Origin of the sequence: Lacisediminihabitans sp., from assembly GCF_043726815.1 — a bacterium.
Lineage (GTDB): Bacteria > Actinomycetota > Actinomycetes > Actinomycetales > Microbacteriaceae > Lacisediminihabitans.
In genome coordinates, this window is the sequence record NZ_JAYSJZ010000064.1 from 42,419 (window position 1) to 56,457 (window position 14,039).

Below are 14,039 nucleotides of genomic sequence, written 5' to 3' on the forward strand. Positions count from 1 at the left end.
TCACCCCCGCGAGGCGTGCCGGGGCGTGCTCGCGAGCCGCTGCCCCACCAGGTGAGCCTGCTCGAGAAGCAGCCGCCCCAGCTCCGGCTGCCGTTCGGCGCGAAACCGCGGCTCGATCCCGGTGATGCTCAGCGCCCAGGCCGGCCGGCCACGGTCGTCGAAGATCGCCGCCCCCATGCCCCAGCTTCCCTCGAGGATGAGCCCCGGATTGACCGCGAAGCCCGTCTCGCGGGTGAGCGCGATTCGCTGCCGGATCGCCTCCCCGGAGTGCTGCGGTCCCCAACTCGCCTCGAGCGGAACCCGCGCCAGGTATCGGTCGATCTCGTCGTCGGCCGAGAACGCGAGCATCGCCAGTCCCGCCGACGCCACGCCGAGAGGAAACCGCACCCCCTCGTACAACACGAAGGACCGCACCGGAAAGCTGCCCTCCTCGCGCACCAGGCACACCGTCTCGTTGCCGCGGCGGGCGGAGAGGAACGCGCTCTCCCCGGTCTCCCGCGCGAGGGCCTGCACGCTGTCGCGGGCGACATCCGTGATGTCGTAGCGTTCGGCGGCGAGGGAGCCGAGAACGTACAGCTCGGGACCGAGGTGCCAGCGAGCACGGCCGCTGTCGTTATCGAGCAGCCCCTCGGCGGCGAGCGAGGACAGGAGGCGATGGGCCGTGGGCCTGGTGAGCCCGGCCCGCCGCGCCACGTCAGCCGACGACACTCCGTCGGCGTTCTCGCTGACGATGCGCAGGATGCTGCTCGCCCGCGAGATCACCTGCCCGCCCTGGATCGGTTCCGCCATCGGCTTCTCCCTCGCTGACCACTATGTGGATAACTTTAGCGCGGCTGACCACGCTGTGATCGGATTCTTGGCTAACGCCCGGCAACTTTGACAGAAACAGATTGAGAACACTAGCGTGGGGTGCGGGCGTCTTCTGACCACTTTGTGGTCGAAAAAGCCCGGGCAATCACACGAGGGAGTGTTCATGTCAAAGGTCTGGCCATCCGCAGCGGAGGCGCTGCGCGACATCGTGCACGACGGGGCCACCATCGCGGTGGGGGGCTTCGGGCTGAGCGGCAACCCGTCCGACCTCATCGAGGCCCTGCGCGACACGGGGGCCACCGACCTCACCATCGTCTCGAACAACATGGGCGTGGACGGGAAGGGCCTCGGCGTCCTGCTCGAGAACCACCAGGTGAAGAAGGTCGTCGCCTCCTACGTCGGCGAGAACAAGCTCTTCGCCCGGCAGTACCTGGACGGCGAACTCGAGGTCGAGTTCGTGCCGCAGGGCACGCTCGCCGAGCGACTGCGGGCGGGCGGGGCGGGCATCGCGGGCTTCTACACGAAGACCGGCGTCGGCACCCCGGTGGCCGAGGGCAAGACGCTCACCGAGTTCGACGGCGAGACCTACCTGCTCGAGCGCGGCATCGTCGCGGACATCGCGCTCGTCCACGCGTTCAAGGCCGACCGCGAGGGCAACCTGATCTTTCGCCACACCGCGCGCAACTTCAACCCGGTGGTCGCCACCGCGGGCAGGATCACCATCGCCGAGGCGGAGCAGGTGCTCGACGCCGACTACCTCGATCCAGACGCCATCGTGACGCCGGGCATCTTCGTTCAGCGGCTCGTCGAGTCTCTGCCACGGACGAAGGACATCGAGCAGAGAACCCTGCGCCCCCGCGCGACGGTCGCTGACTAGAACTCCGCGGGAGGAGACGAACATGGCATGGACTCGGGACGAGATGGCAGCGATCGCCGCGCGGGAACTGCGCGACGGCGAATACGTGAACCTGGGGATCGGCATCCCGACCCTCGTGGCGAACCACCTGCCGGAGGGGGTGCGGGTGACCCTGCAGAGCGAGAACGGCCTGCTGGGCATGGGGCCCTTTCCGTTCGAGGGTGAGGAGGATGCCGACCTCATCAACGCGGGCAAGCAGACCGTGACGCTGCTTCCCGGCGGCAGCTACTTCGACTCGACGACCTCGTTCTCGATGATCCGCGGCGGGCACGTGCAGATCGCGATCCTCGGGGCCCTCCAGGTCTCCGGCCACGGGGACCTCGCCAACTGGACAATCCCCGGCAAGCTGGTCAAGGGCATGGGCGGCGCCATGGATCTCGTCGCCGGCACCCCGCGCGTGGTCGTGGTGACCGAGCACACGGCCAAGGACGGCAGCCCGAAGATCGTGGCGGAGTGCGACCTGCCCCTCACCGGCAGTCGGGTCGTGCACCGCATCATCAGCGATCTCGCGGTCTTCGACGTGACCCCCGACGGTCTCGTGCTGCGCGCCGCGACACCGGGCACCTCGGTCGACGACCTGCGCGCCTCGACCGGCGCCGGCTTCACCGTGGACCTCGACGAAGGCATCGTCTCCGGGGTCCAGGCGCCGAAATCATGAGCGCCGGCTTCGAGCCGATCCGACTCGCCGCCAACCAGCCGGCGGATCGGTTCTACCGGGGCGGTACCCGCATCTCCGACTTCCGGTCGGCGCCTCCGGCCGCCCCCTTCACGCCGGAGGATTGGGTGGGCTCCACCACGAGCGTGCGCGGACACGCCCCGGAGGGCCAGACTCGGCTTCCCGACGGCGAGCTTCTCGCTGACGCGGTCTCCCGCGAACCGATCGGCTGGCTCGGAGCGGCCCACCTCGAGCGGTTCGGCGCGGACACGATGCTCCTGGTCAAGCTGCTCGACGCCGGGCAGCGGCTGCCCATCCACGCCCACCCGGACGGCGGGTTCGCCGCCGAGCACCTCGCCGCCGCCCATGGCAAGGCGGAGGCCTGGTACATCCTCACCCCCGGGACCGTCTACCTGGGCCTTCGCGAGTCCATCGACCCCGCCGAGTTGCGCGGCCTCGTCGACGGCCAACAGACCGAGCGCATGCTCGGCCTCCTTCACGCGATCGACGTCGCGGCGAACGACACCGTGTACGTGCCACCCGGGATGCTGCACGCGATCGGCCCGGGCATCCTGCTCGCCGAGGTGCAGGAACCGGAGGACCTGTCGATCCTGCTCGAGTGGACCGGCTTCGAACTCGACGGCGCGGCAGACGGACACCTCGGGCTGGGCTTCGAACTCGCGCTCTCGGCGGTCGACACGAGCGGCTGGTCGCGCGACGCGATCCTCTCGCTCGTGAGGCACGTCGACTCGGACGGGCCGGCGCTCACGCCCGCCTCGGCGCGCTACTTTCGCCTCGATCGGGTCTCGACCCCGCAGTCACTGCCCGCGGGCTTCACGATCCTCATCGCGCTCGACCGATCGATGTCGCTGACGACGGCGCACGGAGCGACGCTGGAGCTGGCCCGCGGAACCACGACGCTCGTCCCGTTCGCCGCGGGCGCGCTGTCGATCGTCGGCCCGGGACTCGTCCTGGTGGCGCGGCCGCCCGAGGCGCGCTGAGTCGGTAGCGAAACGCAGACTGCCCCGCCAGTCTCGCTCACCACGAGATCGGCGGGGCAGTGAATGCCCTCTGGGCTAGACCAGCGCGAGTTCGCGCTTTCTGCGGATGACGCGCGCTGCCGCGAGCAGCGAGAGTCCCGTGAGCAATGCGAGACCCGCGAGCCCAGAGACCCCGGCCGCGTCATAGGACACACCCGTGGATGCGAGACGCAGCGCCGCGGGGTCCGCCTTGGCCACGGCGAGCCAGCCGACGACCGCCCCGGCCTGGTTCAGCACCACGAGGTGGTGAGAGCCGCCCGGCAGCGACGAGTAGTCCACCACGATCTGCTTGTTGGCGTCGAGCACGTACCAGCCGAGCCCGGTCGGTGTGGAGAAACCGTAGACGTAGACGTGGTCGCCGGGGTTTCCCGACGGCACGGTGATCGTTGCGGAGTTCTTCGCGGTCGTTCCGGTGACGCTCCCCTGATTCGCGGCGGAGATGCCCGCGTCGGAGGTGAAGGGTGCGGTCGGCACGGCGAACGGGATGGTGGTGGAGGTCGTGAGCCGGATCGGGTCCGAGATCTCGTCGCCGTTGTGCGCGGTGACGTTGACCACCACGGTCAACCCCATGTCGGCCGTGGTGACCGTGTGCGTGGGGCCGGTGTCTGGCAGGGAATCGCCGAACTCCCCGCCGGAGACGCCCCAGTCGTAGGTGTCGGTCGCGTTGGGCGAAGACCACGTGCCCGGCGTGACCGTGAGCACGCTGCCGACGGTGAGGTCGCCCGTCAGGGTCGGGGCCAGCACGCTCGAAATGGTCGCGTGCACCACCGCGGTCGGGGCGCTCCACGTCCAGACGTCCTCGTAGCCGTCGAGGACCGCGACGATCTTTACCAGTACGGTCGTGCCGAGTTCGTTCGCGGTCAGCTTCAACGTGCGGGCCGTCGCTCCGTCGATCGGGTAGAGAACCTGGTTCTGTTCCTGGAACCACTCGTAGGTGACGCCGTCGTTCTCGAGGGAGTAGTCGCCGACGGTCGCCGTGAGAGTCGACCCGACGGTTGCCGTTCCCGAGATCGTGGGGGAGCTCAGGCTCTCGAAGTCCGGCACGATCACGAAGTCGGTGGGGTCGCTGACCCCGACGGCCGGCGTGCCAGCATCGGTGCCGGTGATCTGCACGAAGATCTGTTTGTCTCCCAGGTCCCGCGTAAGGAGCAGAGTGGCCCCCACGGCGCCGGCGATTGCCGAGCCGGGATCCGTCGAACCCGCGAACCACTGGTAGGTAACGTCGGTGGTGGGCCCCGAGAACGTGGCCGCCGCGGTCAACGTGGATCCCACGATGGCGTCACCCGAGATGGTCGGGCCGGACACGAAGCCGAGCGGAGCCATGACGAACGCCATGGGCCCGAATGGAAAGCCGATGAGCTGTGGGATTGTCGGCACGAGAACCGGGGTCGGAGCAACCGGTACGACGGGCGTCGAGACGACCGGTTCCACGGGAACGGGCGCGACCACCTCGTCGGGGGCAGGAGCTGCCACCTCCGGCGCGGGAGCGACGGAGGCCACCGGCGCGGGAGCAACCGGCGCGGTGTCAGCGGGCGCGGTGTCAGCGGGCGCGGCGGCGACATCCGTCACGGCAGTCGGGTCGGTGACTGGGGCGTCAGCGCCCCACGCCGAGGTGCCCATCGTGCAAGATGCCACGATGATTCCCGCCGCGGCGAGCATTGCCAGCGTCGGTCGGAGTCGGCTGGTGGCATAGTTCGGCTGGTCTTTTGGCGTTATCACTAACGTCCCCCTGGGAGCTGAATTGACGTGAAAAATGGATGAGTGAGCGAGCCGAAGTCACGGGTCGTCGGAGTGTGTCCACGCTCATCCGAGATGCGGGCCCCAGCCCCAACCTCGACAAATGAGAATCTTTTCTTATCCTAGGGTTGACGGCTTCTCGCCCGGCGGAGGTTGCTGGCCCCAGTCCGGGGAAGAGTCGCAAGCTCGCGGCCGACCGGAGACGTACGATGCCTCCATGACCATCCTCGCCATCCCATCGCCCGACGCCCGCGTTACGGAGGACTGATCGAGATGCCGAGCACGCTCTCGCTCAAGGCGATGGAATCCTCTCACCGGTTTCTGCAGTGGATCACTCGTGGCAGGGTCGGCTGGACGATCTCGGACATGCCCGTGATCGAACTGACGACGATCGGCCGCCGGAGCGGCGAGGCTCGGGCGACGATGCTCACGTCTCCGCTCAAGCAGGGCGACGCCTACGTGGTCGTGGCGTCCCGCGGTGGGGACGACCGGCATCCGGCCTGGTTCCTCAACCTCCGGGACAACCCGCACGTGGAGGTCGTGGTCGAGGGCCGCCCCCGAGTGTCGATGCTCGCGCGGGTCGCCGCCCCCGAGGAGCGCGCCCGCCTCTGGCCGATCATCACGGCCCGGTATGCCAACTACGGCGGCTACCAGGAGAAGACGAAGCGGCAGATCCCGCTCGTGCTGCTCGAACCGATCAGTCCCTAGGGCCGACGAGGCGATAGCCGGCCTCGGCAAGGCTGCGCGCCATGTGCTCGGCATACCACTTCGGCCACTCGACGTCGAACACGCCGCCGAGATCTTCCTTCTCGTGGATTCCGTGCGCGGCCGCCGCGCGCTGGAGCGCATCGAGCAGAACGTCGGTGGTTGTCGGTTCGCTCATCGGCCCGGCAGCCTCACCTTGATCTCCTGCAGCACCCAGCCGTTGCCGTCCGGGTCGCTGAACGAGGCGAAGGAGCTGTAGTCGGGGTGTTCTGGATGCGGCCCGGGGAGCCGCGCCTCGCTCCCGGCGTGGTGGAACACCCCGGTCGCGTCGTGAAAGATCTCCGTCACATCGATGCCGCGACCGATGAGATCGGAGCGCGTCTCCTCCAGGTCGTAGACCACCAGATGCAGCCCCTCTGTCGATCCCGGGCGGGCGGAGGTGAGTCCGGTGCCGAAGACGATCGATGTCGGCGATCCCGGCGGCGTGAACTGCACGACCCGATAGTCGTCGCTCACCGCGAAGTCCGCGTCGAGCCTGAATCCGGCATTCTCGTAGAAGGCCTTCGCGCGGTCCACGTCGGAGACGGGGAGTACCACCACCTCAAGTTTCAAATTCATGACCGTTCTCCCGTCTGGTGCTGGTCACGGAAGGGGTGTCGTGGAAATGGCCCGCGCGGGCGCCGAGGCCGGATCGCACGACGGAGGATCCTACAGATCCGCGCTTCCCGCGGCCGACAGGGAGGCATCTCACCTCTCGTGGGGCGAATTTACTCCCCCGCCGACCGCCAGTCCAGAGGCTTTGGTCCGCAACGCAGCCTCCCGGCTCACGTTCACGCCACGGCGCCGAGCTCGCCCCGCAGCCGCAGGGCTCCCCCGGCGATGGCACCCGTCGGCTGCCCGTCGTCGATCGCGAAAACTCCATTGACGAGCACGCTCCGGATGCCCTCCGGGGCACGCTTCGGGTGGTCGTAGGTCGCCACGTCCCGCACCGTGAGCGGGTCGAAGAGCACGAGGTCGGCGGCATACCCCGGGCGGACCAGCCCGCGCTCGCTCAGCCGAAGCCGGGAGGCGGGCCGTCCGGTGAGGTGATGGATGCACTCCTCGAGGCTGAACAGCCCGAGGTCGCGGCAGTAGTGGCCGAGATAGCGCGGAAAGGTGCCCCAGCCGCGCGGATGGGGCAGTCCGCCCACGAGGATGCCGTCGCTTCCGCCGGTGTGCGCCCGATGCCGCATGATCAGCCGCAGGTTTGATTCGTCGCCCACGTGCTGGCGGATGGTCGTGGCGAGCGAGTCGCGCAGCAGCAGCTCGAAGAAGACCTCGACCGGGGCACGGTCCGACGTCTCGGCGAGCCGGGCCACCGTCTGGCCGACGAACTCCTCGAGGCTCGGGTCTGCCACGCCAGCCACCTCGATCGTGTCCCACTCCACGGTGAGCCCGTGGCATCCGTCCGACCCGGTCACGTTCACGGCCAGGCCGATCGCGCGCCGGTCCGCCGGGTCCCGCAGCCGCGCGAGGGTGGCATCCACTCCCCCGGAGGTGGACCACGCGGGAAGCAGCGCGGCGAGCGTCGTCGCCCCCGACGTGTACGGATACGAGTCGAGGGTGATGTCGCAGCCGCGGTCGAGGGCATCGTCCACGAGGCGCAGGAACTCGCCGGCTCGTCCACGGTTCACGGCGAAGTTCATCGTGGCGTGGGTGAGGTGCAGCGCGCAGCCGGCCCGCTCCGCGATTTCGATGGCCTCGGCATAGCTTTCCAGGGCACCGAGGCCGTAGGACCGCGTGTGCGGGGCGAAGAATCCCCCGTGCTCGGCCACCGTCGCGCAGAGCGCCACGAGCTCGTCGGTGTCCGCGTACATGCCCGGCGTGTAGCTGAGACCGCTCGACAAGCCCACCGCGCCATCGCGCAGGCCCCGGTCGAGCACGCCGCGCATGCGGTCGATCTCGAGGGGTGTCGCGCGACGATCGTGCGGCCCGACGACCATGAGCCGCAGGTTGCCCTGCGGCACCAGGCAGGCGACGTTCGTGGCGACGCCCCGATCGAGCCGCCCCAGATAGGCGGCCACCGTGCCCCAGTCGAGGTCGAGTTCGGTCGCGGCGCCGTTCCAGCCGGCGATCTGACGGCGCACCTGGGCGATCGTGCGATCGTCGGCCGGCACGTAGCCGAGGCCGTCCTGGCCCACCAGCTCGGTGGTGACACCCTGGCCGATCTTGGGATGGTGGCCGGGCTCGATGAACACAGCGAGGTCGGAGTGCGCGTGCATATCGATGAAACCCGGAGCGAGAACGAGACCACGGGCGTCGATGACCCTCGACTCGGGCCCCGCGCTCGAGGGCGCGACGGACTCGACCCGCCCGTCGCGAACCACCACGTCGGCCACGAACCGGTCGGCGCCGGTACCGTCGATCACCGTGGCGCCCCGGAAGGCGACCGCGCCCGTCATCGGCAGACCGGACCGGCCACCAGAAGCCCGGCCACGAGAAGCCCGGCCACTAGAAGTAGGTCCTGACCGCGCCGACCACGGTCGGCAGGGCGGCATCCGCGTCGTCGATCAGAGGGATGAGACGCCACTTGTCGAGGGCCGTGCAGGGGTGCGAGAGGCCGAGCCGCAGCACGCTGCCGACCGGCAACGCGTCGGCCGGCGCGTCGTCGCGCAGACGGAGGAAGCCGTGCTGGTCGTTGAGCGCGGTCACCCGGCTCCCGCGCAAGATGCTCTCGCCCGCGTCGACGTCGGCGCCGCTCACCCGTTGCGCCTGGGGCATCCCCTCGTCGAACGGCAGGTCGCGCCTTCCCCCGTCGAAGATCACGAGTCCCGGTTCGGGGCGCGACACGACACGCACCCAGGCGTGCATCGCCGACCGGAACACGGGACCGCGGTCGGAGCCCGCCCCGGAGGGCGTGATGCCGCGGTAGAACCCGTCGTCGTGCACGAGGTAGGCCCCCGACCGCAGCACCACCGTGGTGTCGACGCCCGGACCGGTAGGCGAGCTCGCCAGCCCGCCCAGCCGATCGACGACGAGATCGAAGTAGGCGCTGCCGCCCACCGTCACGATCGCCTCACCGTGGCGGTAGAGCCCCGACGCCTCGAGTTCGAGGTGCAGCCGCGCCACGTCGTCCAGGTAGCCCACGTCGCGGGAGACCGCCTCCGCGCTCCGGTCGTGGGCGAGGGCTCCCTCGTACCCGCCGCAGCCGGCGAGGGCGAGCGCCGGCGAGGCATCGACTGCGCGAGCCACCTCCAGCGCCTCCCCCACGGTCCGCGCGCCGGTGCGGCCGCCCTCCGCGCCGAGCTCCACGATCACCCGCACCGGGCGATCGGGTCGCGCGTCGCCGAGCTCGGCCACCATGCGCTCGATCGACTCCACGCTGTCCGCCCAGCAGATGAAGGAGAACTCCGGATGCGCGGCGAGCTCCGCGGCGACCCAGCGGAGGCCGACCGGGTCGACGAGGACGTTGGCCAGCATCACGCGCTCCACCCCGAAGGATCGCGCCACCTGCACCTGCCACGCGGTCGCCAGCGTGATCCCCCACGCCCCGGCGTCAAGCTGCCGCCGCCAGAGGTCGGGCGCCATCGTGGTCTTTCCGTGGGGCGCGAGCGCGACACCGGCGTCCCGCGTCCATCGCGCCATGGCCTCGACGTTCGAGGCCATGGCGCTCGAATCGAGGGTGAGGACGGGCGTCTGGAAGCGGTGGAGGGGGAGCCCGGCCGCCGCGAGGTCGGTCTCCGCCAGGCCCCAGCTCGCCGGAGGAAATGACTTGTCAAGAGTCGAGACGGCCACGATTCATCCCCTCCGCGACCCTCGCGGTCGCGGTCGTCGTGCCCCGCAACCCGTGTCGAGTCGAGAGACCGCGCGCTCGGCGCTGCTACAGGTCTAGCACGCCGCTCGGGCGACTCCGCACGGCCCCCGGCCTCGCTTGTACACACCGTGTCGCTAAAGCGCAACCCCCCGCGGCGGCCGAATTCACGCGGTTAGCATCAGGTGTTGCGCAGCGGTGCTTCATTTCGCGACACGGAATGTCTAGGGGACGACATCACTATCCATGAACTTCAGCAGCCCGAGACACCGACCGTGGACGAGCTCCTCGAGCTCGTGGGTCTGGGCGATCGACGCGCCTTCGGCCGCCTCTACGACCTCGTGGTCCCGCGAGTCTTCGGGGTCGTGCGGCGCTGTCTTGTCGACCACTCGGAGTCCGAAGAGGTGACCCAGGAGGTGTTGCTCGAGATCTGGAAGACGGCGCCTCGATTCGACCGGGGAAGGGGCCACGCGTTGTCGTGGATCCTCACGATCGCCCATCGCCGCGCGGTCGACCGGGTGCGCGCCAGCCAGGCGAGCCACACCAGGGATCTCGTCGTGGGCATCCGGGACCTGGAGATCGAGTACGACCACGTATCGACTTCGGTCGAGGTGCGCCTGGAACACGCCCGGGCAATGGGTGCCCTGGCTCGACTGACGCCCCTGCAGCGCGAGTCGATCGATCTCGCCTACGTGGGCGGGCTCACCACCAAAGAGATCGCCCTCCGGCTCGGCGTGCCGGTGGGAACGGTGAAGACCAGAATCCGCGACGGCCTCGCGAGCCTGCGTGACAAGCTGACCGCCTGAGCTCTGGCGCTGCGCTGGTCACAGCCGCAGGATGCTGACGCGGTCCCTCCCGGTCGTCTTCGAGCGGTACATCGCGGCGTCGGCCTCGGCCAGCAGGTCGTCCACGGTCGGGGGTGTGCCGCCGTTGCCGGAATAGGCCGCCACTCCGATGCTGGCCGTGATCGACTGCGGGATGTCGTCCAGGGGTCGGCGCACCGTGTCGCCGATGCGTGCGGCGATCGTCAGTGCCGCGTGCTCATCGGCATCCTCGCAGATGACGACGAACTCGTCGCCACCGAATCGCCCGACCACGTCGTCGGCGCGCACGGCTTCATGGAGCCGGTGCGACACCTGCCTGAGCACGGAATCCCCGGCAATGTGCCCCCGCTCGTCGTTCACGGCCTTGAAGCCGTCGAGGTCGAAGAAGATGATCGCGAGGGGTCGGCCGCTCAGGTGCGCCGACCCGATCGCCTGGCCGAGCCGCTCGGTGAACAGGGTGCGGTTCGCGAGGCCGGTGAGTTCGTCATAGAGCGCGAGCTGTTCCAGCCTGCGCTGCAGCCGCACACGGCTCAGCACCTGGGCGGCCTGGCGGGCCAGGGCATCCTGCAATTCGAGTGCGCGTTCGTCGAATTCGCGTGCCCTGCCGAAGAAGCAGACGAGGACTCCGAGCGGCTTCCCCTCGTCGAGGAGCGGCGTCACACTGAGCGCCTCGAGCCGGTGGGTGCGCAGGGCCTCCGCAACGGCGGGATAGCGGGCACGGGCGTCGTCGAGACCGGAAATCGTGACCCCGCGATCGCTGGAGATGGAGTCCGTCTCGGGTCGCGGCGCGCCATCGGCGATCGCGCCGAGAAGAGGGTGCACCCCCGCGACGAGCTGCAGCGAGTATGCCTCGCCCACGAGCATCACCGCCGCCGCGGTCGCCGAAAACGCGGATCGCGCCGTCTCGACGAGGGCCGAGGCGAGGGCCTCCTCCGTGTGCGCGTCGCCGAAGGCGGTCGAGGCGCCCTGCAGCACGCGCACTCGCTCCTCCGAGCTCTCCGCCGACCGCCGGGCCGCAAGCAGCTCCCGCTCGTAGTCCTGCCGCCCGGTCGAATCGAAGATCGCGGTGCGAACCAGGCGCGGGCCGTGCGGGCCCGCGACCATCGTCGAGTTGACGAGGGCGGGAAGCGTGCCTCCCTCCGCCCGACGCAGGGTCAACGCCACCTCCCTCACCTCGCCCTGGAGTCGGAGCACCGGCATGTACCGCGTCTCGTAGAAGAGCTGGCTCCCCACCGTGAGGAGGTGCAGCATCGTTGTGCCGACCACCTCCTCGCGGCTGAACCCGGTCCAGGCCAGGAAGGTGTCGTTCACCTTGACGACCACGCCGTCGACGGTCATGGACAGATACCCGCACGGGGCGCTCTCGTACAGTTCCTCGAACGAGTCCTCGGCCGACTCGGGCGCGGGAATCGTCACGCGAGGAATTTCCGGATCTCCCTGGCGAGCTCGTCGGGGCCAGACAGGTTCGGGCAGTGCCCCGTTGCCGACAGCTGCACCAGGGTGCTCCCCTGGATCTGGCGGTGCACGTACGCGCCGACGGGTTGCGGCGCGATGATGTCGTCCGTGCACTGAAGCACCAGAGTTGGCGTGCTCACGAGAGAGAGATCGCGGCGGTTGTCAGACAGGAAGGTGACGCGGGCGAAGTGCCGGGCGATGGCCGGGTCGGTGCTGCAGAAGCTCGATGTCAGTTCCTCGGCGAGTTCCGGCCGGTCGTGGTTTGCCACCATCGCCGGCGCCATCACCGTCGACCAGCCGAGGTAGTTCGAGTCGAGTTCGTCGAGCAGGGAGTCGATGTCTTCCTTGTCGAATCCGCCCGTGTATCCCGCCTCGTTCACGTAACGCGGCGATGGACCGGCGAGCACGAGCGCGCCGAAGCGTGACGGATCGCGGGTGGCGGCGAGTACCCCGACCATCGCGCTCACCGAGTGCCCGACGAAGACGGCGTCGCGCAGATCGAGGTCGGCCAGGATCTCGAGCACATCGTCGGCGTAGCCGTGCAGCGAGTCGTATTTGCCGGGGTCGTACGCGGTCAGATCGGATCCGCCCGCGCCGACGTTGTCGAACGTCACCACCCGGTAATCGTCGGCGAAGTGGGGCACGACATCGCGCCAGACCTCCTGGCTGCACCCGAAGCCGTGCGCGAACACGATGGGCCGATGCGCAGGGTTCCCGAGCACGGTGACGTTGTTTCGCAGTCGGGGCCCGGCAGGGGCCGAGGGCGTCACGGTCATTCAGCGCTCCTCGTTTGGCCGCGACACCACCGTCGGGCGCAGGGCGCCTTGGGCGAAGCGGTCGGGCGCTCATCATACCCGTGAAATGCGCCCCGCAACTGGCCGTTGAACAATTTTCTTCGGCACCCCAAGCTGGGCAGCGTGAGTGTTTCCTTCTGCGCCCCTGTCGCGAGCAAACCATGGGACTGACCTCGGAGCTGCGCGGCGCAGTCGCCCGAGGCGAGATCGTCGCGCACTATCAACCGCAGATCGATCTCGCCTCCGATCGCATCGTCGCCGTCGAGGCGCTGTGCCGGTGGCGACCGGCGAACCGGCCCATGCTGCTTCCCGATGACTTCATCCCGCTGGCCGAAGACAACGGTCTGATCTGCGAGATCGGCGACTTCATGATGGAGACCAGCTGCCGACTCGCGGATGCGTGGACGAGGCGGGGACTCGACACCGAGGTGGCCTTCAATGTGTCGGCCGACCAGCTCGCCACGAGCAGTTTCTTCACGCGATTCACCGGGATGCTCGATGCGCTGTCGCTCGACCCGGCCCTGCTCACCGTCGAGATCACCGAGTCCCGGTCGATCTCCGACGTGCCCGGAGTCGCCGCCCGTCTCGAGCGCCTTCGTGGCCGCGGCGTCACCATCTCGGTCGACGACTTCGGCACCGGGCACTCCTCGGTGGAACGTGTCGCGGCGCTGCCGACGACGGAGGTCAAGATCGACGGGTCGCTCATGCGAGACGACTCGGCGTCGGGTGCCGTGATGCTGAACGGTGTCGTGGCGCTCCTGCGGGATCGCGGGCTGCGGGTGGTCGCGGAGGGGATTGAGACACCGCGTCAGCTTGAACGCGCTCGCGCCGCCTTCGTCGACCGAGCGCAGGGATTCCTGATCGGCCGGCCCGTTCCCGCGGCGCTGATGGGTTCCCGCCTCGCCGACCAGGACAGGCGGCCCGCGGAGAACGGCTGAGGTCCGGCGGGTCTAGAGCCCCAGCTCGTCCACAGTGAGTCCGGCATCGTCCGCCAGCTGTTCGTCCCGCGTCGCGGGCGCGCCGCCTCCCACGTCGAGCTGGGTCCAGCTCACCGGCATTCCGGGCGAGAAGAGAATGTCCACCCCCGAGCCTGACTTTAGCGGCGGAATGGTGACGTAGCCCCCGCCCGCCCGAATGGCGGCGAGAATCTGCGCGCGCAGCTCCGTGACCGGGTCGGGAAGAAAGTAGTCCTTGCCGTCGACGGTGAGTCGGTTCACGATCACGAGAGCCCTAACTTTTCGAAGCATGCCGGAATCACTCACGGCCGTGCGCCCAAGGCTATCGCGGCCGACCGGATTCAGGTCGCCCCTCGG

The 14,039-nt window shown here is 69.3% G+C and carries 15 protein-coding genes; 6 read left to right on the top strand and 9 right to left on the bottom strand.

Annotated elements, in window-relative coordinates:
- Positions 1-789 (bottom strand): IclR family transcriptional regulator, encoded by a 789-nt coding sequence (locus tag ACHZD8_RS09145; RefSeq protein ID WP_394769977.1) that lies wholly within the window; start codon positions 787-789, stop codon positions 1-3.
- 184 nt (positions 790-973) lie between these two features.
- On the opposite strand from ACHZD8_RS09145, the gene ACHZD8_RS09150 reads away from it, so the two are divergent.
- The 3 genes from ACHZD8_RS09150 to ACHZD8_RS09160 are packed head-to-tail and all read left to right on the top strand — an operon-like array spanning position 974 to position 3,382.
- On the top strand, positions 974-1,687 hold the full coding sequence (locus ACHZD8_RS09150; protein ID WP_394769978.1) for a CoA transferase subunit A: 714 nt from the start codon (positions 974-976) through the stop codon (positions 1,685-1,687).
- 22 nt (positions 1,688-1,709) lie between these two features.
- Positions 1,710-2,384, top strand: coding sequence for a CoA transferase subunit B (locus ACHZD8_RS09155; protein WP_394769979.1), 675 nt, complete (start codon positions 1,710-1,712; stop codon positions 2,382-2,384).
- Entirely contained in the window at positions 2,381-3,382 is a 1,002-nt protein-coding gene (locus ACHZD8_RS09160) for a class I mannose-6-phosphate isomerase (protein ID WP_394769980.1), read from the top strand. Before ACHZD8_RS09155 ends, ACHZD8_RS09160 begins: the two co-directional genes overlap by 4 nt.
- A gap of 75 nt (positions 3,383-3,457) precedes the next feature.
- Here the strand turns inward: ACHZD8_RS09160 and ACHZD8_RS09165 are convergent, their stop codons facing one another.
- Entirely contained in the window at positions 3,458-5,140 is a 1,683-nt protein-coding gene (locus tag ACHZD8_RS09165; protein WP_394769982.1) for a hypothetical protein, read from the bottom strand.
- Between the two features lie 291 nt (positions 5,141-5,431).
- Here ACHZD8_RS09165 and ACHZD8_RS09170 point away from each other — a divergent pair, with 291 nt between their 5' ends.
- Positions 5,432-5,866, top strand: a complete 435-nt coding sequence (locus ACHZD8_RS09170) for a nitroreductase/quinone reductase family protein (protein ID WP_394769983.1) — start codon at positions 5,432-5,434, stop codon at positions 5,864-5,866.
- On the opposite strand, the gene ACHZD8_RS09175 is transcribed toward ACHZD8_RS09170, so the two are convergent.
- The 4 genes from ACHZD8_RS09175 to ACHZD8_RS09190 form a co-directional block, all read right to left on the bottom strand.
- A complete protein-coding gene (locus tag ACHZD8_RS09175; RefSeq protein ID WP_394769984.1) occupies positions 5,856-6,041 on the bottom strand; it encodes a hypothetical protein in 186 nt (61 codons plus the stop codon). The genes ACHZD8_RS09170 and ACHZD8_RS09175 overlap by 11 nt on opposite strands.
- Positions 6,038-6,481 carry a VOC family protein gene (locus tag ACHZD8_RS09180; protein ID WP_394769985.1) on the bottom strand — a complete coding sequence of 148 codons (444 nt, stop codon included), beginning with the start codon at positions 6,479-6,481 and terminating at the stop codon, positions 6,038-6,040. Before ACHZD8_RS09180 ends, ACHZD8_RS09175 begins: the two co-directional genes overlap by 4 nt.
- Before the next feature lie 212 nt (positions 6,482-6,693).
- The gene (locus ACHZD8_RS09185; protein ID WP_394769986.1) at positions 6,694-8,304 is read right to left on the bottom strand and encodes an amidohydrolase family protein; all 1,611 of its coding nucleotides are present in this window, start codon (positions 8,302-8,304) and stop codon (positions 6,694-6,696) included.
- A 49-nt stretch (positions 8,305-8,353) separates the two neighbouring features.
- Positions 8,354-9,637 (bottom strand): amino acid deaminase, encoded by a 1,284-nt coding sequence (locus tag ACHZD8_RS09190; RefSeq protein WP_394769987.1) that lies wholly within the window; start codon positions 9,635-9,637, stop codon positions 8,354-8,356.
- 252 nt (positions 9,638-9,889) lie between these two features.
- Between ACHZD8_RS09190 and sigK the strand changes: the two genes are divergently transcribed.
- Positions 9,890-10,459: an ECF RNA polymerase sigma factor SigK gene (sigK, locus tag ACHZD8_RS09195; protein WP_394770027.1), complete on the top strand. Its 570-nt coding sequence runs from the start codon at positions 9,890-9,892 to the stop codon at positions 10,457-10,459.
- 18 nt (positions 10,460-10,477) lie between these two features.
- Here the strand turns inward: sigK and ACHZD8_RS09200 are convergent, their stop codons facing one another.
- The gene (locus ACHZD8_RS09200) at positions 10,478-11,893 is read right to left on the bottom strand and encodes a diguanylate cyclase (RefSeq protein ID WP_394769988.1); all 1,416 of its coding nucleotides are present in this window, start codon (positions 11,891-11,893) and stop codon (positions 10,478-10,480) included.
- The gene (locus ACHZD8_RS09205; RefSeq protein WP_394769989.1) at positions 11,890-12,708 is read right to left on the bottom strand and encodes an alpha/beta fold hydrolase; all 819 of its coding nucleotides are present in this window, start codon (positions 12,706-12,708) and stop codon (positions 11,890-11,892) included. Before ACHZD8_RS09205 ends, ACHZD8_RS09200 begins: the two co-directional genes overlap by 4 nt.
- A gap of 179 nt (positions 12,709-12,887) precedes the next feature.
- On the opposite strand from ACHZD8_RS09205, the gene ACHZD8_RS09210 reads away from it, so the two are divergent.
- Positions 12,888-13,664 carry an EAL domain-containing protein gene (locus ACHZD8_RS09210; RefSeq protein ID WP_394769992.1) on the top strand — a complete coding sequence of 259 codons (777 nt, stop codon included), beginning with the start codon at positions 12,888-12,890 and terminating at the stop codon, positions 13,662-13,664.
- 12 nt (positions 13,665-13,676) lie between these two features.
- Here ACHZD8_RS09210 and ACHZD8_RS09215 read toward each other — a convergent pair whose 3' ends face one another.
- Positions 13,677-13,973, bottom strand: a complete 297-nt coding sequence (locus tag ACHZD8_RS09215; RefSeq protein WP_394769994.1) for a hypothetical protein — start codon at positions 13,971-13,973, stop codon at positions 13,677-13,679.
- Positions 13,974-14,039 lie beyond the last annotated feature (66 nt).